This is a genomic window from Paraburkholderia sp. GW821-FHT02A12, assembly GCF_059422005.1.
In genome coordinates, this window is record NZ_JBWKWA010000002.1 from 191,453 (window position 1) to 213,637 (window position 22,185).

16 protein-coding genes are annotated in these 22,185 nt (G+C 63.7%); 8 read left to right on the forward strand and 8 right to left on the reverse strand.

The window, feature by feature from the left end; all coding sequences use genetic code 11:
• Nucleotides 1-21: 21 nt before the first annotated feature.
• The 5 genes from AC07WT_RS22070 to AC07WT_RS22090 all read right to left on the reverse strand — a co-directional run bounded on the left by AC07WT_RS22070 (nucleotide 22) and on the right by AC07WT_RS22090 (nucleotide 7,419).
• Nucleotides 22-210, reverse strand: coding sequence for a hypothetical protein (locus AC07WT_RS22070; protein WP_494948591.1), 189 nt, complete (start codon nucleotides 208-210; stop codon nucleotides 22-24).
• 36 nt (nucleotides 211-246) lie between these two features.
• The gene (locus AC07WT_RS22075; protein WP_494948592.1) at nucleotides 247-1,041 is read right to left on the reverse strand and encodes a winged helix-turn-helix domain-containing protein; all 795 of its coding nucleotides are present in this window, start codon (nucleotides 1,039-1,041) and stop codon (nucleotides 247-249) included.
• 574 nt (nucleotides 1,042-1,615) lie between these two features.
• Entirely contained in the window at nucleotides 1,616-5,284 is a 3,669-nt protein-coding gene (locus tag AC07WT_RS22080) for a hydantoinase B/oxoprolinase family protein (protein ID WP_494951005.1), read from the reverse strand.
• Between the two features lie 27 nt (nucleotides 5,285-5,311).
• A complete protein-coding gene (locus AC07WT_RS22085) occupies nucleotides 5,312-6,616 on the reverse strand; it encodes an MFS transporter (RefSeq protein ID WP_494948593.1) in 1,305 nt (434 codons plus the stop codon).
• Between the two features lie 32 nt (nucleotides 6,617-6,648).
• A complete protein-coding gene (locus AC07WT_RS22090) occupies nucleotides 6,649-7,419 on the reverse strand; it encodes a putative hydro-lyase (protein WP_494948594.1) in 771 nt (256 codons plus the stop codon).
• Between the two features lie 482 nt (nucleotides 7,420-7,901).
• On the opposite strand from AC07WT_RS22090, the gene AC07WT_RS22095 reads away from it, so the two are divergent.
• On the forward strand, nucleotides 7,902-8,834 hold the full coding sequence (locus AC07WT_RS22095; RefSeq protein ID WP_494948595.1) for a LysR family transcriptional regulator: 933 nt from the start codon (nucleotides 7,902-7,904) through the stop codon (nucleotides 8,832-8,834).
• Here the strand turns inward: AC07WT_RS22095 and AC07WT_RS22100 are convergent, their stop codons facing one another.
• The gene (locus tag AC07WT_RS22100) at nucleotides 8,835-11,057 is read right to left on the reverse strand and encodes a hypothetical protein (RefSeq protein WP_494948596.1); all 2,223 of its coding nucleotides are present in this window, start codon (nucleotides 11,055-11,057) and stop codon (nucleotides 8,835-8,837) included.
• Nucleotides 11,058-11,714: 657 nt separating this feature from the next.
• Between AC07WT_RS22100 and AC07WT_RS22105 the strand changes: the two genes are divergently transcribed.
• The 6 genes from AC07WT_RS22105 to AC07WT_RS22130 all read left to right on the forward strand — a co-directional run bounded on the left by AC07WT_RS22105 (nucleotide 11,715) and on the right by AC07WT_RS22130 (nucleotide 17,226).
• Nucleotides 11,715-12,092, forward strand: coding sequence for a hypothetical protein (locus tag AC07WT_RS22105; protein WP_492591320.1), 378 nt, complete (start codon nucleotides 11,715-11,717; stop codon nucleotides 12,090-12,092).
• Between the two features lie 161 nt (nucleotides 12,093-12,253).
• Nucleotides 12,254-12,847 (forward strand): RNA polymerase sigma factor, encoded by a 594-nt coding sequence (locus tag AC07WT_RS22110; protein ID WP_494948597.1) that lies wholly within the window; start codon nucleotides 12,254-12,256, stop codon nucleotides 12,845-12,847.
• Nucleotides 12,844-13,503: a zf-HC2 domain-containing protein gene (locus AC07WT_RS22115; protein WP_494948598.1), complete on the forward strand. Its 660-nt coding sequence runs from the start codon at nucleotides 12,844-12,846 to the stop codon at nucleotides 13,501-13,503. Before AC07WT_RS22110 ends, AC07WT_RS22115 begins: the two co-directional genes overlap by 4 nt.
• Before the next feature lie 145 nt (nucleotides 13,504-13,648).
• Complete coding sequence (locus AC07WT_RS22120) at nucleotides 13,649-14,425, forward strand: TorF family putative porin (protein WP_494948599.1); 777 nt, start codon at nucleotides 13,649-13,651, stop codon at nucleotides 14,423-14,425.
• A gap of 52 nt (nucleotides 14,426-14,477) precedes the next feature.
• On the forward strand, nucleotides 14,478-15,902 hold the full coding sequence (locus AC07WT_RS22125; protein ID WP_494948600.1) for a S8 family peptidase: 1,425 nt from the start codon (nucleotides 14,478-14,480) through the stop codon (nucleotides 15,900-15,902).
• Between the two features lie 181 nt (nucleotides 15,903-16,083).
• Entirely contained in the window at nucleotides 16,084-17,226 is a 1,143-nt protein-coding gene (locus AC07WT_RS22130; RefSeq protein ID WP_494948601.1) for a hypothetical protein, read from the forward strand.
• Nucleotides 17,227-17,364: 138 nt separating this feature from the next.
• On the opposite strand, the gene AC07WT_RS22135 is transcribed toward AC07WT_RS22130, so the two are convergent.
• Together AC07WT_RS22135 and AC07WT_RS22140 are read right to left on the reverse strand one after the other, a co-directional pair.
• Nucleotides 17,365-18,723, reverse strand: a complete 1,359-nt coding sequence (locus AC07WT_RS22135) for an RNA polymerase sigma factor (RefSeq protein ID WP_492591314.1) — start codon at nucleotides 18,721-18,723, stop codon at nucleotides 17,365-17,367.
• A 331-nt stretch (nucleotides 18,724-19,054) separates the two neighbouring features.
• On the reverse strand, nucleotides 19,055-19,480 hold the full coding sequence (locus tag AC07WT_RS22140; protein ID WP_494951006.1) for a lytic transglycosylase domain-containing protein: 426 nt from the start codon (nucleotides 19,478-19,480) through the stop codon (nucleotides 19,055-19,057).
• A gap of 335 nt (nucleotides 19,481-19,815) precedes the next feature.
• Here AC07WT_RS22140 and AC07WT_RS22145 point away from each other — a divergent pair, with 335 nt between their 5' ends.
• Entirely contained in the window at nucleotides 19,816-21,765 is a 1,950-nt protein-coding gene (locus tag AC07WT_RS22145) for a type III effector protein (protein ID WP_494948602.1), read from the forward strand.
• Nucleotides 21,766-22,185 lie beyond the last annotated feature (420 nt).

A 22,185-nucleotide genomic window follows, 5' to 3' on the forward strand; every position in this document is an offset into this window, starting at 1 on the left:
ATGCCGCGCAGGTGCGGGCCGCTACTTTGTATGTTCTTCGGCGTCGGGCTGTACCGTCGACTGCAAAGTGGCCGCACATACGGCATCTGCGAAGCGCTGTAACGACGACAGCGAGCCGCACACGCTGTGGTAAGTCTCGCGGCCGATTTGTGCGTCGAGCAGGACCTGCATACCGGCTCTCTTCGCGATTTCGATAATATCCATCGTCATCCCCTTCTCGTTTGCCAGGTTGGGCTGGAGTGGCGTTCAGGCATTGGCGGCTTCCGCGGCCTGTTCCCCGGCGTCTGACTGGATTCCCCGCGAAGATCGCGCCGTGCGAGGTGCCGACGCGCCTGCCTGTTTATCGTCTGGCTGGCTGATGGACGTGGCGGGGTCCAGTTTGTAGCCGAGCGCGTAAACGGTCTTCAGATTCAGACCGGATGCAGGCGACAGGCGAAGCTTCTTGCGCAGCTTGTAGATGTGCTGCTCAATGGAGCGTGAGGCTACGTTCTCGCATGAACCCCACACGCTGCTGGCGATCTGCGCCCGGCTCAGAAACCTGCCTGGATTCGAAAAGAACAGCCAGGCCATCGTAAATTCGCGCGGCGTCAGGGGCATCTCGACGCCATCAAGAGCAAGCAGGCCGACGTCTCTTCTCAACACGTAGCTGCCTAATTCGATGGTGTCGGACCCGGTCCGATGAGTTGCGCGCTGAAGCGCGACATGTGCGCGCAGACGCACCTGTTCCAGGTCATGGCGGTAGGCGACATCCGTGGCGCCGGCGTTGATCCACCCGAGCATCGCTGCCCAGTTCGCGAACGGCGTAAGGACGATGACCGGCGTGCACACATCCGCGTTGCAGCTGCGCCATGACAGCAACGAATCGAGCAGCAACGAACTGTTCTTTGCATCGATCAACACGAGGTCGTACACGGTGGTGCGCATTGCGCGCATGAGCGGCAGGTCACCGTTGAACGGTTCGACCACAATCGGGTCGCCGGCAAAACACCCGGCCAGATCACGGGTCAATACAGGGTCTTCGGTCACGAGGGCGAATCGCACGTTTTCTCCTGGTCGGCCGGGTCTCGACGAATCGTTCACGCAGGCCGGTTCAATTGTTCCCGGGGACGGCACAGTTAGTGCCGCTCCAGAATCCCCCTTCAGCAGGGGCGCTCATTGATGTTCCCTGGACTTTTCCGTGCGACCAGCCGTTGCCGGCTGCCCCGTCGATCGCGCTTGCCGCGCGATCCTTCACCGCATCGCATCGAGTCTCTGCCTCCGTAAGTGCCACCCGGCGCGATGCCGGATGCATCCCAGCGCAAATTGTCGGACCGCTTGCTGGCGCCCCTCGCCGTATGACATGCACGCGGATATCGCTGATTCCCCGCAGCCACGGTGCATAGCGGCGGCCGTATCGGCATGTCCTGACTGGACGTTCAGTATGTGCTGACAAAAGAAACCGCCCTTCCTGACATCGGATTTTTCGCCCCTGGAGACGCATGTGATGGCCCTCGCATCCCTCGTCGGTCGGCTCGCGTGACGGCCGCGCATCACCTCGAAAAAAGCCTCGACCGATGCGAATTCGCAACGTCACCGGGATGTCCAGCCCCGCGCGGCGCGAGGCTGGATCCAGGGCCTATTGCACCTCAGGCACCTCAGGCACCTCGGGCGCAGTTCCGTATCCACCACCGCCAGGCGTCTGAATCACGAACACATCGCCGGCATTCATCTGGACCTGATGACGCGCACCGAAGGTTTCACGCGACGGCGAAGCGGCTCGTTCGACCCAGTTGACGCCGACCTTGCCGGGCGATCCGCCCGCCATCCCGAACGGCGCAACCCGCCGGCGATTCGAGAGAATGACGGCTGTCATCGGCTCGAGGAAACGGACGCGTCGCTCGGTGCCGTCGCCGCCTTGCCATCGACCGCCCCCGCCGCTGCCCTGGCGCACCCGGAAGTCATCAAGGCGAACCGGGAAACGCCACTCGAGCACTTCCGGGTCGGTCAGCCGTGAGTTCGTCATATGTGTCTGCACCGCGCTGCAGCCTGCGGACGACGCACTCGCTCCGGCGCCCCCGCAGATGGTCTCGTAGTACTGGTATCGCTCGTTGCCGAACGTGAAGTTGTTCATCGTGCCCTGAGCGCCCGCCATGACGCCGAGCGCGCCGTAGAGCGCATCGGTCACGACTTGCGACGTCTCGACGTTACCGGCGACCACCGCCGCCGGATAGCGCGGGTTGAGCATCGAGCCCGCGGGAATACGGATGTCCAAGGGCTTCAGGCAACCGGCGTTCAGCGGAATGTCATCGTCGACCAGCGTGCGGAACACGTACAGCACGGCCGCCTTGCAGATCGCGGACGGCGCGTTGTAATTATTCGGCTGCTGCTCGCTCGTGCCTTCGAAATCGATGACGGCTGAACGCGTCTCGCGGTCGATCGACACGGCGACGACGATCTTCGCGCCGTCGTCGAGTTCGTATTCGAAGCGTCCGTCCTTGAGTACCGACAGCGTTCGTCGCACGACTTCCTCGGCGTTGTCCTGCACGTGCTGCATGTACGCGCGCACCACGTCGAGTCCGAACTGCGCGCACATTCTGTCAAGCTCCTGCGCGCCCTTGGTGCACGCCGCGACCTGCGCCCGCAGGTCAGCCATATTCTGTTCGACGTTGCGAACCGGATAACGGCCCGAGGTGAGCAGCTCGCGCATTTCGCCTTCGAGGAAGCAGCCTTGTGCGACCAGCTGGACGTTATCGAGCAGCACGCCTTCCTGATCGACGTGCGTTGAGTCCGGTGGCATCGAGCCCGGCGAAATCCCGCCTATGTCCGCATGGTGGCCGCGCGCTGCGACGTAAAACGTCGCAGCGGTGTGCTCTTCAACGAAGACCGGCATCACCACCGTCACGTCCGGCAAATGTGTGCCGCCTCCATACGGCGCGTTGAGCAAATAGACGTCGCCTGGCTGCATGGTGCCCGCGCGGCGCTCGATGATGGTCTGCACGCTTTCGCCCATGGAGCCGAGATGGACTGGCATATGCGGAGCATTGGCGATCAGATTGCCGCCGGCGTCGAAAAGCGCGCACGAGAAATCGAGGCGCTCCTTGATGTTGACCGAGTACGACGTGTTCGCAAGCGTCACGCCCATCTGCTCGGCAATCGACATGAACAGGTTGTTGAACACTTCGAGCAATACCGGATCGGATTCGGTGCCGATCGCATGACGGCTCACGAGCGCGGTCGTACGATCGACCACCAGGTGGTTGTGCCTGCTGACCTGAACCTGCCAGCCCGGTTCGATCACGGTCGTTCCGGTCTTTTCGCTGATGATGGCCGGTCCGTCGATACATGCGCCGGGCGCCAGCGAATCGCGATCGAAGACGGGCGTGTCGTGCCATTCACCGCCTGAGAACATACGTGTCGTAGCGAGCGGTTCAGGGTTCGCCGAAGCGCTGTCGGCGAGCGGCCACTGTTCATCTTCGACGTCGTGCGCCTGTCCGATCGCCTCCACTGCGACCGCTTCGATCACAAGCGCCTTGTTCGGCATCAGGAACCCGTAACGTGCACGGTAGAGCCGCTCGAACGTCGCGACAATGGCCGGCGCGTCGTTGCTGAATTCAATTTCGAGCGCGGTGTCGGTGCCGTCGTACTTGATGTGGAGTGTGCGGCGCAGCGTGATGCAGTCCGCCGCAATGGGCTGCTGGGTGACTTCGCTTTCTGCCGCCGCTCCCAGGGACGCAAGTGCTTCCTCGCAGGCGGCGAGCGATGCCGCATCCAGTCGAGTCTCGACGGCCTGCTGACGCAACGCGCGCACATCGGCGAGGCCCATGCCGTATGCCGACAGCACGCCCGCAAGAGGATGGATGAAGACGCGCGTCATGCCGAGCGCATCCGCAACGAGGCACGCATGCTGACCGCCTGCGCCACCGAAGCAGGCGAGCGTGTACTTCGTCACGTCGTAGCCGCGTTGCACCGAGATCTGCTTGATCGCGTTCGCCATGTTCTCGACGGCGATCCTCAGAAACCCTTCGGCGATTTCTGCGGGCGAGCGCGCGACGCCCGTCGCGTCCTCGACCTGCACCGCAAGCGCCACGAACTTACGCTGCACGACTTCCGCGTCCAGCGGCAGATCGCCTTCGGCGCCGAACACATGTGGGAACCAGCGCGGGTTGATCTTGCCTGTCATCACGTTGCAGTCGGTGACGGTCAGCGGGCCACCGCGCCGGTACGACGCCGGCCCAGGATTCGCGCCGGCGCTTTCGGGGCCGACCCGGAAACGCGCGCTGTCGAATGTACAGATCGAGCCTCCGCCAGCGGCGACAGTATGGATTTTCATCATCGGAGCACGGATTCGAACGCCTGCCACTTCCGTGGCGAACTCGCGCTCGTACTCGCCCGCATAGTGCGTCACATCGGTCGACGTGCCGCCCATGTCGAAGCCGATGATCGATTCGAAGCCCGCTAGCTTCGACACCTGCGCCGCACCCACGATGCCACCGGCAGGGCCGGACAGGATCGCGTCCTTGCCCTGGAAGCGGTGAGCATCGGTGAGGCCGCCATTGCTCTGCATGAACTGCAGCGGCACAGCGCCCAGATCGCTTTCGACTTGCCGAACGTAGTGACGCAGGATCGGCGACAGATACGCATCGACAACGGTCGTATCGCCGCGCGAGACCAGCTTCATCAGCGGACTGACTTCGTGGCTCACGGAAATCTGCGTATAACCGATGTCCTGCGCGATCTCCTTGAGCTTGCGCTCATGCGCGGTGTATCGATAACCATGCATCAGCACGATCGCACAGGAGCGGATCCCGCTGTCGTAGGCCTGTCGCAAGGCGACGACAGCCTGCTCGACGTCCAGTTCGCGGACCATTTCGCCGCGGGCGCCGATCCGCTCGTCGATTTCCACCACTCGCTCATACAGCAGTGTCGGCAATTCGATGTTGCGCACGAACAGCTTCGGACGGCTTTGATAGGCGATCCGCAGCGCGTCGGCAAAACCCTTCGTGATCGCGAGCACGGTCGGCGCGCCCTTGCGCTCGAGCAGTGCGTTGGTGGCGACCGTCGTGCCCATCCGCACGCTATCGATCAGATGCGCCGGTACAGGCTCATGCGCCGCGATACCCAGCAATTCCCGAATGCCCTGCACGGCGGAATCGCGATAACGCTCGGGATTCTCGGAAAGCACCTTATGGGTGACGAGCCGTCCATCGGGACGGCGGGCGACGATATCGGTGAACGTGCCTCCGCGGTCGATCCAGAATTGCCAGCGGCGATCGCGGGGTACGGGGTTTTCAGTTTGGTCCATCAGACGAAGCTCCGGTAACAAAGGAAGTTCTCACGACTTGAGTTGCGCGCCGCGCGTTTCCGGCAGCGTCAGCGCGGCCAGAATGACGACACCGTAGGCGGCCGCGGCGAAGATGCCGATCGCGGTGCCCAGCGCCATCTTTTGCGCGACAAAACCGATCAGAAACGGGAAGGTCGCACCGACCGCGCGGCCAAAGTTGTAGCAAAAGCCCTGACCTGAGCCGCGGATCCGCGTGGGGAAGAGTTCGGTCATGAACGCGCCCATCCCGGCGAAGATGCCGGATGCGAAGAATCCCAGCGGGAAGCCGAGCACGAGCAGCATGGCATTGTTCATCGGCATGAGGGTGTACAGCAGAGCGATCGCCATCGAAGCAATCGAGAACGCGATGAAGTTCAGCTTGCGGCCGAAGCGGTCGCTCAGATACGCGCCGCACAGATAACCCGCATACGAGCCGGCGATGATGACCGCGAGATAGCTCCCCGTGCCGACCACGCTCAGGTGCTGTTCGGTCTTCAGGTACGTCGGCAGCCAGGTTGTGATTGCGTAGTAGCCGCCTTGCGTGCCGGTTGCGAGGATCGCAGTGCGAAGTGTCGTTAGCCAGATGCCGGGTCCGAAGATTTCGAAGAACGAGCTCCGGTTGCCGGCTTCCGTCTCGCGCTGCTTCTGCCGCTGATGGACTTCGGGTTCCTCGACGAAACGGCGGATGAAGATCACAAACGGCGCGGGCAGAACACCGAGTGCGAACAACGCGCGCCACGCGATATCGCCGGGCAGGAGCGAGAACACCAGCGTATAGAGACCAGCCGACGCTGCCCAGCCGATGGCCCAGCCCGCTTGCACCATGCCCACCGCCTTGCCGCGGTCGCGCGGCCGGATCACTTCGCCGATCAGCACGGCGCCCGCCGTCCATTCGCCGCCGAAGCCGAAGCCCATCAAACCGCGCGCAATCAGAAGCTGGCTGTAGTTCTGCGCGAACGCACACACCAGCGTGAACAAGGCAAACCATACGATGGTGATTTGCAGCGTCTTGACCCGGCCGATGCGGTCGGACAGGATGCCGGCGACCCAGCCGCCGAGCGCGGAAGTCAGCAGCGTGACTGTGCCGATCAGGCCGGCTTCGCCCTTGCTGAGACTCCACGTGGCGATCAGCGTCGGAATCACGAAGCTAAGGAACTGCGTGTCCATCGCATCGAGTGCATAGCCGGTCTTGCAACTCCAGAATGCCCGCCGCTCGCTGGCATTGGTATGCCGATACCAGCCGAACATACCGCGGCTCGCGGCGTCGACTATTCCGTCGTCGACTGGCGTGCTTGCGTATTGCGCTTCCGTGTTCATGTGTTTCTCCTGAGATGTGGCGAATCCGTGCGTCAGAACACGGCGAGCGATGCGTTGGGGATGTCGGTGACCAGCATGTGGCCAGGCCGATGCGCGATGGCGAACGGCAGCCGCGCGCTTTCGATGGCGCTCTGGGGCGTCACGCCGCAGGCCCAGAAGACCGGCAGTTCGTGTTTGTGGATCGACACCGGATCGCCGAAATCCGGAGCCGACAGATCTTCAATGCCGAGCACTGCAGGATGGCCGATATGCACCGGTGCACCATGCACCGACGGAAACCGGCTCGTGACCTGAACGGCGCGAATCGCATGGGCGCCGCTCATCGGCCGCATGGAGACGACGAGGTGGCCGCCGTACGGACCCGCCGCGTGATTGGGAAGGCGGGTGCGGTACATCGGCACGTTGACGCCTTCATCGATGTGGCGCAGCGGGATGCGTTCGCGCGCGAGCATCTGCTCGAACGAGAACGAGCAGCCGATGGCGAACACGACGAGATCGTCGCGCCATACTTCGCGGATATCGGCGGGCTGCTCGCACAGCACGCCTTCGCGATAGACGTTGTAGCCGGGGACGTCGGTGCGGATATCGAGGTCGCGGCCCAGCATCGGCAGATCGAATTGCCCCGGTTCGCCCACGGCGAGCAGCGGACATGCTTTCGGATTGCGCAGGCAGAAGCGCATGAAATCCTCGGCGTGGGCGCGCGGAAGAATGGCGAGATTGGCCTGCGCGAAGTCGCCGCAATAACCGGCCGTCGGACCGGAAAATTCCTTGCTGCGGACTTGCTGGCGAAAGGTGTGCGGCATGGCTGCGATTCCATTCGTGAGTTCGATGGGGTGCAGGTTAGAACCGAAAAAAAAGCTGTGCCAGCGAGTAATCCGTGCCGCCAGTGTTAGGTTTTTTTTAACGATTTCATGCGGGTTTTTACGTAGCTGGTGCTCGGCTCCGTGTCGCGGGAAAACCTCGGGTACGTCCTGGTAGCAAGCATTGGCGCGCTGTTCAGGCCGATGCGGCGAGGGCGCCGTCACTCGTGCCACGCACCGGATTTCCTTTTGGAAGTACCGCAAGACAAGCAATTCTCCGTGGTGTAACTCGGGCTTTTTGTTAAGGTTCATACTGCTGACCGGGAATGCCGAAGGGATTTGCCGACGGTATGGGTCCCGAAACCGGTCCCGAAACCATTTGATCTAACGAAAGCCGCGAATACCCTGGCCATGAGCACCGATCTATCGATGTCCCTACGTGACGCCTTTGCTTGCACGGGTCCATACGCGAAGCGTCTCGCGAGATGAACACGCGCTTTCTCGAAACGTTTGTGACGCTGGCCCAGCTGGAGAGCTTTCGGGCCACGGCGCGTGTGCTGCACGCGACACCGGCAACGATCTCGTTGCGCATCCGTTCACTGGAAGACGAGTTGAAGACTGAACTCGTCGACCGTTCCACAACAACCTTCCGGCTGACACCGTCTGGCCAGAATCTGCTTGGGCCGGCAAAGAATGTCGTCAATGCTGTGCGCGCTTTGCGGGAGGCGGCGGGTCAGGAAGTGGTGGTTGGCGGGAAGCTTCGGTTGGGCGTGATCGAGACCGTGGTGCATAGCTGGCTCGCGCATTACATCACCCAGTTGAATGCGAGTTTTCCGGGACTCGAAGTAGACCTGACGGTCGATTCGAGTTCAGTGCTGCAACGACGCTTGCTGAGTGGCGATCTGGACATTGCGATACGGGTCGAGGGCATCGATAGTACGAAGATTGTTTCGAGTGCCATCGCAAGTTATCCGGTTCGCTGGATCGCGAAACGGGGCTTGCTGTCCAAGCGTGCCCAAGGGCTCGCGCTGCGGGTCCTGGAGCGCCCGGTTTTGACCTTCGGGCGTGGGACGGCGCCACAAGTGGCCCTCGAGAGCATTGTTCATGCGCTGGCGCAGCAACTCGGGATGCCGGCCGGGCAGACGCGAATCACCTGTTCGCCCTCCGTGGCCGCGATCGTTCAGCTGGTCCGGGACGGATATGGCGTGGCGGCCATTCCCGGCCTGTTTGTCATCGAGGCATTGCAGAGCGGTGAATTCATCGAGTTGCCGCTCAAACCCGTTCCCCCGCCGATCATCGTGTCGATTTGTAAGCCGGTGAACGCGAGTCCGATGATTCATGCTGCGGCGAATGCCGCGCAGCTTGCGTGCTCCGCATATTGCCAGTCGCGACGCAAGGACCTGGTCGAGGCACTTTGATCAATACGGCGATATCCACGGATGCAAATGGCTGACCCGCGCGCCCTCGCCGTGTACCCAATCGAGCGCGTACTGGCTCGTGCCAGTACGCGATTCCTCGACACCGCGCGCACTGTTGCGCACGCCGTGACCGATCGTCCGGCCATGATGGCAGAGCGCGTCGATGCGCCCGCGCGGATAGCCTTGCGCAATGCGCTCGAACGCTTCGCGATCTTGCGCAAGCAGCGCCGACTGAGGCTGCGCGATTTCATGACGCGCGACTTCGGCAATCACGCGCAGCACGCCGGCACGCGAAACGAAGGTGCCCGTGCGCATCACCTTGCTCATCCGCGTGTGCATCTGCTCGGATGTCTGCCCGACGTGTACCTTGATCACGCGTTCCAGCGCGCCGCGCGAGATCACTCGCAATAGCGCCGGTTCGCGCGTGACTTTGTCCCACAGTTCACCGAGACGGTTTTCGATCGGTTCGCTCTGATTGCCGCGAGCAGTACGCTGCCGCATCCGGGTTTTGCCTCCATCACGCAAATCCTTCAGCGTCTGGCGATGAGCCGACAGTTGTTGCCCGATGTCCTCGACTTCGTCGGATACCGTCATGTGACGCGCGCTGAGCTTCGCATAGTGCTCGAACTCTTTCTTATGCTGCTGCGCGTATTGAAGTATTTCGCCTTGCAGACGTCCGATGCGAATTTCCAGCTGGTCGATATCGACACCGCTTGCGCTTGCTCCGACCGTATCCGACTCGCTTGCCTTCGCGCTCGGCACGCCCTCGCGCGTGAGCCTGTTGCGCTCGGCGCTCGCTTCGGCGATCTTGCCCTTGTAATAGGCGTCGAGTTTCGGCGCCACGCGCTGGCCCATCGCTTCGACGTCGTCGATGTTCATGATCCCCGTGAACTGTTTTTCCATCGCCTCGATCATGGCCTGAAACGCGGCGCGATGCTCGGTGAGCTGCGCGAACACGGTGGCGACCTGTTCGGCGGTGTGCGCGATTTCCGGGCCGAGCAGTTTTACGTCGCCGAACATCACGCCGCGCGACTGCCGTTGTACGGCGGCTTGCAGGTTGGCACTGGCGTTCCTGAACACCTGAAGCACCGCGCGCGTTGCGATTTGCGCGGGCGACACGTTGAGCAAGCGGCGAACCGCGTTCATCTGGTCCATCGTTTTGCCCACCCGCCTCCCAACCGTCGACACGCGCAAGCTGCGGCCGAAATCCTCTACCAGCAGGCGCTCGACGGCGGGGTACAACGGCTTGAGCCGAGGGTGCGAGACGAGCGCCATGAACGCCTGCAACGCTTCCTGCGGGTCCGCTCCCGGTCGTGCACCGCTTTGCGCGATGTGATCGAACGCGGCGGCGACGGCCTCCTGAAGCTGGCGCTCGAGATCGGGCGGACGGCGTGACGGCCGGCCCTGCGCGGGCTGCAGGCCACGCAGCCATTCGGTGACCTTGGTCACCAGTTCGGGACTCACATGGTCTATCGACTCGAAGGTGCCGACCGTTCCCAATGCGCGCAGCGTATCGCGGCTCGCGACGACTTCCGCCTCGCGCGCCGCCTTCTTGCGGCTGCTCTTCAACAGATCGACTTGCTGCCCCAACGCGGCGATACGCTGCGAGTGCGCGGCGCGCAATTCGCTGCGACTCGTGCTGGCTTGCGACGCACGAGGCGTGGGGCGTGCGTCGGCGGTGCGAGCTTCATGCAATTGTTCGAGGCGGCTCGATTTTTCTTCCAGCGACGCATTCAGCTTTTCGACAACCGTACGTGCCCGCTCGCACTGTTTGCCGAGCGCGTCGACGGTGCGCTGGGCGATGTCGCCGCGCGCTTCGAGTCGCGCAATGGCTTGCTGCACTTCGGCTTGCGACATGGTCGGGGCATCGGGTCCATCAGGTGCATCGGGCTGCGCGGGCGACTTTAGCGCGAGCAACTGAGCCTCGAGCTCACGGATCTCATCGGCGAACGCGAGTACCGCATCGATGTCGCGTTGCCGCGCTGCAAGCACGGCGGCACGGCCTGCGTGTTCGGGCCGTTGCTGCGCGACGGGCGTCGCCTCGGTCGAAGACGATGACGCGCCTTCGGCCCCCGACGAACGCGACGGCAAGCTGGCAATTAACGGGTTCGCGGCGGCGCGCAACCGACGTCCCGGTTGCGCGGGCGTCTGCGCGCCGGTTCGCGCGGCTTCCTGCTCCAGCACGTCGTGAGGTCGCTGTGGGGATCGAATCGGCAGAACCATATGCATCCTTTGATCGGGCGGCGGTTGACCGATGCTGTCGCGCGAACCCTGAGAAAACCGTAACACGCTGCACGCAAGCGCAATGGCTCGGCGCGTTCAGAAGGGTTGCGATTGTTTGCTTGCGAGCGATGTGCTGTGTCGCTCTCCAGGATCACGCGACGCATGAGTCTATGACGAGCCGATTGTGTTCGACGGCGATCCGCGAGCAAAGAGATGCGCCGAATATGCGGCGACGGGGGCGAAATGATCCAGGTCCTGTAGAACGACGTTCGATGTGCGGCACGCCGTCGTGCAGATGGCTGCCGCATCGGGGCTTCGCACCTTGTCGCAGTGCTGCCGGCCTCGCCGCGCAAAACGATGGTGATCGGCAGATTGGCGCCGACGCTTCGGTAAGCGGGAAACAACTTCGCTGTCCCGCGCCGCGCGGCTCGCATCTTCGTGTACGGTATGCGCCACCCGATCGAAGCTGAAGAAGTCACCATGTCGAAAATATCGGCGCAAAGCGGTGTTCAGGCGCTTGCTGAGCTCGCATTGTCAACAAGCGGCGACACAACCGGCGACGCAAACATCGCACGAGTCCCGGCACATCCCAAGGCGAAGTTCGGTCGTGGCTTGGGAGAATTGAAGTCCACAACCGCGCACTGCAAGCAACTTTCGATGGACCGCCCGAAGCTTATGCGCACGCCGCTAACGCGCGAGCGGCTGCATCGCCTGCGTTACGAACTCGGCAAGATCAGCCCGTCGCCGTCGACTATCGAAGAGGCGCGCGCCGAAATCATCAAGGCCATGGCGCGCGCGAATCTCGGCGGCTGGCGCGTACCGGAGCTCACCGACGACTCGGCGATTCACCATGTGGACGGCTCGGTGCGAATCAGCCTCATCGCGCATGTGATCGTTTTCAATCGCAGCGGTGCATTTCAGATTGTCGACACGCATCCGCCCGGCATGCTGTACTTCGAAATGTGTGGACGTGACGGCGCGGCTTTCGTGCCGCCTTGCGGTATGCACGCGCAAGCCAGCCGAAATGTAAGGTAACTGCCAGGCGAAACCCGCGGACGCGCGAGTTTCCCGCATCCGCGGCGCGCGTGACCGCGCGCAGTGCCGGATCAATTATTTTTGCGTCGCTCGCAACTTTTCGCGCCGGCGGCGACACTCACGGTCATCCACACAATCTGGCGGATTGCGAGCACAGCGACATGTCACCGAAACCGATCGTCTCAAGCAACGTCTGTCTTGCCGCGCGCAGCGTCGACGCGGAAGATGCCGCGTTGCTGCAGCGCATCGCGGCGGCGGACAAGTCTGCGCTGGCCGCGCTCTATCGCGAGTATCACCGGCGGCTGGTCCGCTTTCTCGGCCGCTTCACGCGGCGCGATGACGTGATCGAGGAAGTCATCAACGACACCTTCATGATCGTCTGGCAAAAGGCAGGCGAATTTCGCGGCCAGTCGCGCGTGTCGACGTGGCTCATGGGCATTGCATACCGCGTCACGTTGAAGGCGCTGCGCCAGGGCGGCTTGCCGGCCGAACAGCAGCATGACTTCGACGGGCTGTCCACGGAGCCGTTCGCCGAACAGGAAATGACCGACTGGGTGACCAAGGGGCTGATCAGGCTCGCCCCGGAGCAGCGTATCGTGATGGAGCTGGCCTACGTGATGGGCCATTCGCTCGAAGAGATTGCGGAGATAACCGAAAGCCCTGTCAGTACCGTGAAGGCCAGGATGTTTCATGCGCGGGTCAAGCTGCGCAATCTGCTGCCGGCGCTCGCCGGCATTGATGGGAGCGTTCGATGAGCAATACAGCCGAGAGCGAACTCGCTCATCTGCACGTATGGGAACTGTTGCCATGGATCGTCAACGGCCGGGCGTCCGACACCGAACGCAAGCTGGTCGACGCGCACGTGCGCGATTGCGAACGATGCCAGGCGGAACTCGCGTCGCAGCGCAAGCTGTGCGCGGCGATGGCCGCGCGCGAGGACGCCGGTCCTGACGTCGAGCGCGGTCTAGATCATCTGTGGGAGCGTTTCGACGAAGAGGCGCAGCCGGCCGTTCGCACCGGCACGTCGGCGGCCAGGCGCAGCCGCATGACGGCGATCGCGGCCGGTCTCGCGGCCATCGTGCTGCTGGAGACGGGCGCGCTCGCGACGCTCGGCTTCGGCCGCGGCGCCGATAGCGCGCCGGCGAACTATCGTACGCTGTCCCAGACCGATGCCGCTGCCGCCCGCGCGACCATCCGGCTCGTCGCCGATCCGGCGATGCCGGTTGGCCGGCTGCAGGCGCTGCTCGTGCCGCTGCATCTCCAGATCGTGGGCGGGCCGAGCGAAAACGGCGTCTATTCGCTCGCGCCGGTGGCCGCGCCCGGCGACGTGGCGAAGCAGCTCGCGGTCTTGCGCGCCGCGCCCGGCGTGCGCTTCGCAGAGCCGGTCGGCGAGGGTGCCCGCGGTCCCTAACAATTCCTTGTCGGTTTTTTTGCGTTCGGGTTTATCGGTTAAGATCGGCACAGCCTTGCCGTGCGCAGTTGCGCGCCCAAGGCTTGCCGGATGGCTTGAATAACGCCATTGCTTTTCCATCCCACCCGGGTTCCTGAACGACAAGATGGCGCCGAGGTTTCGTTCGATCGCGCTTTGCGCCGGCGTGGCGCGCCCGCCAGCCCGTCCAATCCGATGGTGTGCATCGCTCGCGCTGCTTGCCGCACTGCTTATCGTTTCATCGCTGCCGCGTCTCGCCTTGGCGGCGAGCGAAGACTGGCAGTTCGAAGCTGGTATCGCCACCGACAAGGTCACGCGCGGCATGGACATCAGCTACCGGCAGCCGTCGGTGGACGTCGCTGCGAACTGGTATCCCGGCAACGGCTTCTTTGCGGGCGCGTCCGCATCCTCCATCAGATGGGGCGACCCGCCGACCACGGGCGCGGAATTCGTCGTCAACGCGGGTTACGGCTGGCGCCTCGCCAACGACTGGAGCGCGCAGGCCATGCTGTCGCACTACCAGTTCACCCGCGTGCCGTCCGCGTCGGGCTTCAATTACGACGAACTCGCGTTGACGGTGGGCTGGCGCGACTCGGTGTTCGCGTCGGTCGCGCTGTCGCCGAATACGGGCTTTGGCCCGTCGCCGAGTTCACGGGCGATCTCCTACGATCTGGTCGGCCGCCTGCCGCTCATCCACGGCTGGACTGCAACGGCGGGCATCGGCTATTACGATCTGCATACGGTGCTCGGCTTCGGCTATGTGTACGGCAATCTCGGGCTGACCTGGCAGTTCCGGTCGTGGCAATTCGATCTGTCCTATATCGCGACGAACAACGAAGCCAAGACGATGCTCGGCCCGGGCGCCTCCAACCGGTGGATTGCCGATGCGATCTGGCATTTCTGAGTTGCACTGTAACTTTTTGCGCGGTGACGCGCACCTACGGCAGTCCACATCTTTGAATCAGATCACCATGAAGCTCGCGCAGCGCCGCCATTTCCATGAGCTCGCCGGGTCTGCTCCGGCGGGACGCCGCAACATTGGCGGAGAGGCGCGCGCGGTCGGCGCGGGCCGGGTTGTGCGCTGGCTTGTGCATGGGCTCGTGATGTGCGCGGCGCTGACAATGTCCGGATGCGCGCTCGTTCCCGCCACGCCCGATCCGGCCGTCGCCACGCAGCAGATGAAAGCCCGCCCCGAGCGGATGATCGTGCTGGCGGTCGCGAATCCGCCGGAAACGCTTATGTTGCGCGCGGGCACGACGGCAGGCGGCTACGGCGCAGCGGGCGGCTATTCGCCGGGCGGCAGTGCCCGTGCTCAGGTCGCAGCGCTCGCAGCGCAATATGGCTTGAGGGAGGTGTCGGCGTGGCCGATTCCGTCGTTGAAAGTGCATTGCGCGATGCTCGAAATCGCCGGCGACGCGCGGCGCGACGAGGTGCTTGCGCGGCTCTCCGCCGATCCCCGCGTGCGTCTCGCGCAGCCGTTGCAGACCTTCGAGTTGCTCGGCGATGCGCCGCACAGCAGCGACTACGCCGACTTGCAGCAGGGCTTTCGCGAGATCGGCGCGGGCGCCGCGCAAAAGGTCGCGCGAGGCGATTCGGTGCGCGTGGCGGTGATCGATACGGGCATCGACACGACCCATCCTGATCTGCATGGCCGCATTGTCGCGACCCGCAATTTCGTCGACGATGACTGGACGCAATTCAATCGCGATCTGCACGGCACGGCGGTCGCGGGCGTGATTGCAGCCGATCGCGCGGACGCGGCCGACGGCAAGCCAGGCGGCATCGAAGGCGTGGCGCCGCATGCGAAGCTGATCGCGGTCAAGGCTTGCTGGCAGCGCGACAGTCACAGCGGACCTTCGGTCTGCAACTCGTTCACGCTGGCCGAGGCGATCCAGGCGGCGCTCGAAGCGCATGCGCAGATCATCAACCTGAGTCTTGGCGGGCCCGCCGATCCGTTGTTGAGGGAACTGATCGAGCTGTCGGTAAAAAAAGGCGTGATCGTGGTCGGTGCGGTGCTGCCGGACGGCGACCTCAAGGCGTTTCCGGTCGGCGTGCCGGGCGTGATCGCCGTCGATTCGGCTCGCCCGGCGGCCAGCGCGCCAGCCGATGCTGGCCCGAACGTGCTGTACGCGCCGGGGCGCGACGTCCTCACGCTCACGCCGGGCGGGCACTACGACTTCGTTTCGGGTTCGTCGTTCGCGGCAGCGAATGTGACGGGTTCCGTCGCATTGCTGCTCGGATTGCAGCCGAATCTCGACGCGCATTCGATCCAGGCGCTGCTCGACCAGACAAGCGGCCCGAGCCGGCAGCATGGTCGCGTGATCAATGCGTGCCGCGCAATTGCCGCGCTTCATCGCCCGTGCGTTGACGTGGCGTTCTGACCGGCGCCGCTTGCTGCGCCGCTGTTCGCTGCCGGACGAAGCGGTTCGCCCGGTCGGCCAGGCCGCGCGCCAGTTGCGGCGCATGCTGTTGCCAGTCAAGCCAGCGGCCTTCTGTCCGATTCGACGCAGAGACAGGTGACGGCTCATCCTTGTGCGCCGAATGTTCCCGTGGAGCCATATCATGCGTACACAGCGCACAGCCAGTACTCTCCCAACCGATCTCGCCGATCCCCACGCGCCTCGGCCGGCCGGCGGCAATGTCAGCCGGTCACGGGCGAAGTCGCGCTTCTCCGGTTCGGCCAGCGCGATCCTGTCGCAGCTGAGGTCGATCGGCGGCGGCTCACGTTCTGCGACGCGCTCGCTCCGGGCGACGTCGGCTGCGAACCGCGCGCCCGCGGCGGTGACGGTCACAGCGAAGGGGGATCCTCTCGGGGACACCGTCCAGTGGATCAATCATCAGCGTCGGCAAGTCGATGCTCCGCGCGCCGGCGCGAATGGCGGCGTGACGAAACTGACTCGCGAGCAGGCCGCGGCATTGAACAAGGTCGTGCCGAAGCGGGTCGCTCCCGCGCCGCCGACGGGCGCGAGTGGCGAAACCGCCAAAGCGCAGACGAGCAAGACGGGGCCTTCTCCCACCAACCCGGTGATCGAGTCTGACGACGATCTGTTCGAACTGCCTCTGCCGGCCGCAGGGCGCGCGCCGCATAAGACGTTGCAGCAGCTGTTCGATGAAGAGCGCACCTTTAGGAACGACCCGGAGCTACCCGCTCAGACCCAGCCTCAAAGCACCGCGGCCGCTCCCGCGGATGACGACGATCTCATCGAAGTGGATCTGCACAGCGGTCGCGTCAATGCTGGCGCCGACGCATCGGGGCCAGCCGGCGCAGCGGCTCCAACCGGGCTGAAAAGCGCACTGCGCAAACCGGACCCGGCCCGCCGCGAGGCCAAGCCGCGCGTGAGCTGGCATCCGGATGTCCGGGACACGAAACTCGCATCGGCGGAAGAAAAGGGCGGCCCACGGCAACGCACGACCGACCCGGAGCTCCTCGAGATCCAGGCGAACACCAGAAAGAACGAGGTGCTTCAGGAGTTTGGCAGGTTGCCCGTCGACGAAGAATGCGATGAAGGCAATCAAGGCGTGAGTGCCGCGCCGACGCTCGATCGGTCGCCGGCACGCCGTGAGCAGCCAGACGAAAGCGCACCGTCCGCGTCACCAGTCGCGACGGCTGTGACAGCAACGGCGCCTGCTGGCCGCGCGCGTCGCGGCGGTATCACGGGCATGCTCGGCCGCATGGTCCAACTGCCGCGAAAATTGTGGCGTTGAGTGACGAGGTCTCGCTGCAACGTTGCGGGCAGACGCGCACTTCAGCGCTCCATGCCACGCTCGACGAGCGGCCGCGACGACGCATCACAGGTCAACGCGCGCCTGCATACCGCTCGCGCACTTTAAAACGCACTTTTTTTAAACACACTTCACCTGCCCGAGTATTTCCAACGTCTCGCGCAGCTTGCCGCGCGCTCGATGCATGCGCGCCTTGACCGTCGTGACCGGGCAGCCGGTGATCTCCGCGATCTCTCCGACCGAATGTCCGAGCACATACGCGAGCGCCATCACGAGACGTTGCTCGACGGGCAACAGATCGAGCGCCTTCGACAGCAGGTCGGACAGTTCATGGTCATGCCAGTACTGAACCATCGTATCGGCATGGTCGATGTCCAGTGGCTCGAATTCCGAACGGCGCTGGTCGCGCAACGCGCGCAGTGCCGAGCGATACGCAATGCCGATGATCCACGTCGAGACGCTGGCCTCGCCCCGGAAGTCGCCGGCCCGCTTCCAGACGACCATGAAGGTGTCGTTGATGATTTCATCGATCACCTCGCTCTTCCACGTGAGCCGGGTCAGGAAACGCGCGAGACGCCGATGGTAGAGCCGGTACAGGCGGGCCAAAGCCGAGGCGTCGCCCGCCGCCACGCGCTCGAGCAAGGGCCGGTCGTGATCGACGGCAGCAAAGCCCTCACGCGCGACGAGATTGGCGGACACGTGGCACGTGACTTCGCCGATTTCATGGCGCGCGGTTTCGTGCCCGCGCAAGTCGCCGATGTCGTGCATCGCGCCGACAATGCCGGTGATGCGTCCGTCTTCGCCATAGACGACGCCCTTGTAAAAGCGAACCATCCGCACGATGCCCGCTCCGTTGCGCACGCCGGCGGCGTACGTCTGCACGCCGCCGTCGGCTATGAGATCGAGGTCGGCCTTGTGATAGGTGAGCGCGAGATCGGAGGGCGAGACGTCATAGACGGTCTTGCCGAGAATGCCGGCTCGCTCGATACCGAGAAAGCGTTCGAAGACCTGGTTGCATCCCGTGTACAGGCCATTCGCGTCCTTGAAGAAAACCGGCGACACCATGCCGTCCGTGTGACTTTGCAGCGTGGAGAAATCGGTGACGCCGTCGCGCGCGAACGAGAGCAGCCTCGTCTGCGCGCGTGCGCGTTCGACGATGGCTTCCGGGCTCAGCAGATCTTCGTTGCTTACCGCATCGTTGGCGCCGCGCGAGATGAGCGAAACGACGCACTCGGCTGACAGCTCGCGCAGCACTGGGATCAGATAGTGTTCATCGCCGTTTTCGATCCGCAGTTTCTCTATCTCGGCGTTAGCGTCGGTATCCGCACAGTCGATAAAGACGACCGCCGGCGACGGGTCTTCGATCAGATGCGGCAGCCGCAGCGCCTGCGCGCCGTGGCGCCTGATTGCCGCGGGCGTCGGACGATCCGATGAACTCGACCAGAAAATGCGCGTCTCGTCGACAAGATGTGCCACCATTCGCTTTCCTCACAGTCTTCCTCATTGACTTTGCACACCGAACGAAAGAACGGCGGCGTCAGCTCACGCGGGCAAGCGAGGCACTGATCCGAAAAGCCGTGCGGCTGACGGAAGTTGCGCGGTCTGCGCCGCAAGCCGGTTTGCCCAAGTATGAGCATACCTGCTTGGAGACACAGAAATTATTGAATCGTGTGGCTGATGCGAGCAACGACTGCATCTTGTCCCATGTATCGGGAGTCATGTGGCGCCGCGATGAATGATTCGCTTAACTGCGTCCAAATCGTTGGTAAACAGGTGCTTCATCGCGTAAGCCGAGCGCTTCATCGCGTATTCATTTTTTGGCCACGCGTGCCGGATTCGATGACGGCCGCGGCAGTTCACGCCATTGCCTGACAATGGCCGCGATATGCCGCGCGTAAAGATCGCGCTCGGCAGGCGTCTCCGAGTGATAGGTGCCGACCGCGGCCCATGTGTTGCCGTACTTTTCCATCTTTCCCCGCAGATGCCAGGCGGCGATATACACGTTCTTGCACGGCTCCATCAGCGCATCGCGATCGATGTGATAGCGCGCCAGTTCGCGCAGATGAATCGAGTTGATCTGCATGACGCCATAGTCGAGCGATCCGTTTGCATTGAGATGTGTCGCGTTGGGCCGATTGTGCGATTCCTGCCACGCGATGGCCCGCAGCACCATCGGATTGACGTGCTGGTATGCGGCGGCGTCGTCGAAGCAATCGGCCCGCGCGGATTGCGTCATGAGCACGATCGCCACGCTGACGGCGAGGGCGAGCGGCGAACAATGAATGGCGCGCTGCATGACGAACTCCTTCGAATGCTGCTGAACGGCGCGATTGTGAGCGTCGCGCGCAGGAACGCCGGCGCGAGGCCCCGAAAGAATGAAGGCGCGAACGAAGCCTGTCGTGCGATGGCACGGGGCTTTGTGCATGGTTCGCGCATGGGCTCAACTTTTCGCCGCGCTGCGGCGGGCGCGACCGCGAGCAACTGTTCAATACGTCCTCAAGTGATGCGGGGCGCATCGTGCCACGAGGATGCGGCTGTCCGGTGACCCGCCTGTCGCGCACAGGAGGCGCTATGAAGACCCGTTCAGCAATTGAGGCACGCTCGATGTCCGATCTCGGCTCGACGCCCGAGACCTCGACACGCGGCAACGATGCAAGCCGTCGCGCCCGCGTTCGTTCAACAGACTCCGCATTACTCACGCTCGGCGCGCGCTCATCATCGCGTTCGCCGGCCGCGGCCGGCGAAGGACGTGCGTCGCGAGCCTCGGTCGAGCAACTGCAACGCTGGGGCGCGGGCGGGGAAATCGAGGAAGTGGCGCCGCGCACGACGCTTGGCGAGCTGATGCACCGGGAACGCCCAACGCCGACGACGTCGTCGTATATGACGCGTTTGCAACAGCGTGGCGCGACGCACGAGCGTTCATCAAGCGGCAGCATGATCGACATGCGTTCGCCATCGCGTGAATCGCGCTCGACGCAAACGCAAGGTCGCACAGATGCAGAGGTGTCCTTGCAGCCGCAGACACAGGCGCACACGGCGGCCTACACGGCGGATTGCGGCGCGACCGCAGAATTCGCGCAGGCGCCGCAATCCGCGAGCGGGACATCTGCCTCCGATGTGCGCACAGCGAAGCCGCGCCCCATTCGCGCGTTGCCCTCGGGGCCGAAGATCGACGGCATGGACAATGTCCTGATGTCGGCCTACACCCTCGGCGACGAGCAGCTCTCGTCCATCACCGAAGCGCTCGGACTGGGGCCCGCGCACCCGGATGAATATGTGCGCAACATGCAGACAGCCGCGCTTGCGCGCATCCTGCGCAGCGCGGTCTATCAGGGGCCGCCCACGCCCAACGCCGGTTCGGTCGCGCGGCTTCAGTTTGGCCTCGGCTTGCCGCCCGAACGCCTGCACCAACTCATTGCGGCCGCGGAACAGGCCGGCTGCTTCATGACCGAGCGCCAACAACAAGGCAAGAACGGCGAGACGCAGCATCTGTTGCAGCTGCACTTCAGTCCATCCGTCGACTATGGCGCCGAGCGCCTCGCATCGCAACCGGATTCGGTGAACTACAAGGCCGTCAAGGCGCTCGCCGAGCTCATGGTCGAGGTCACCGCGCCCGAGCATCGCACGGACGGGCAGCGCTTCCCGATCGAATTCGTCGCGGCGAGCGTGATGCAGGGCGGCAGTTCGGAGGTATTCGCCGAGCACTTCGCAAAGCACACGCAGGTGAGCCCGCCGCGTATCAGCTTGTTCCACGAACACTTCAATGAGGCGAACCTCCGTAACGCCTGGCTGTTCACGGCGCTCACTCCCGAACAGAAGGAGAAGCTCGTGCATGCGGCGAACGTCTCGCATCTCCAGTTCGAGGAACGGCGATCGACGGCAGCGGACGGCACGCGCTGCGTGAAGCTTCGGGTTTTCTTCGGCGGAACGGAGAACTGGCGCGACGTGAAGCAGGCGCTCGTCAGCGGGACAGGCGGCGTCGGCAAGGTGTTCGGCGCGGTGCGCGACGCAGCAGAAATCATCGCGAAAAAAGTCGAGCAGGCGCAGCGCGAGGGCTATCGCGTCGAGTTCGAACACATCGCGGGGGCGTCGATGGGCGGGGCCAGCGCGCAACTCTTCACGGCGGCGCTGCAAAGCCGCGTCAAGTTGCAGAAGCACCCGCCCCTCGTCCTACTCGATCCGCAATTGCCCAACAGTGCGCAATTGCGGCATGCAGTAAAGGGCGGCACGCTCGAATACGACTACACGAAGCCGCGGGGCGTCGCAATCACGCTCGACTATCCCGCGAATCCCCGCAAGGGCCTGATGGGGCGCATGAAGGGACTGGGCTTCAAGTCGCCGGGCCTCGTGCGGCTCAAGCTCGCACTGAGCGATTACGACGCCACGAAGCGCCTGCCGAACGGCGAGACCGAGAGGTCGACTCCGCAGACAAGCGGTCCTCCGGGCATGGGCTATCACGCCGATCCCGAGCTGTACCTCGCGGCGATCAACCGTTTCACTCGCCGCGTCGTGTTGAGTTGATACACATCCGCGACCGCCACGCGTCATGCGTGTGTGAACTAACGCGTCTCGCATCCGTAAGCTGATAGTTAGAAAAGCTACACGAATCTTTCATGCGCACGCGCAGGGCAACTTATCGTAAGTACGGTGCCACATCGCGCGGTTCGTCGCTCTTTGCTGAGCGATGACACGCAATAGACAAAAATTGAAAGAACATGCGGTGGCTCGCGCAACGGTGATTGGGCGCCGCACAACAAAATAAATACGCGCTGCGCATCCGTTGTGTCTTTCAGATGCACTAACGGACAGAGAGATCTCACCGGATAACGTCAACGACGATCGCGCAACGAAGCGGGCCTTTCACCGTGCCGTTGCCGCGCTGGACGACAGACGACCAACAACGTAACCCGAGTGAGAGGACCAGAAGCTGTATCGGGGATA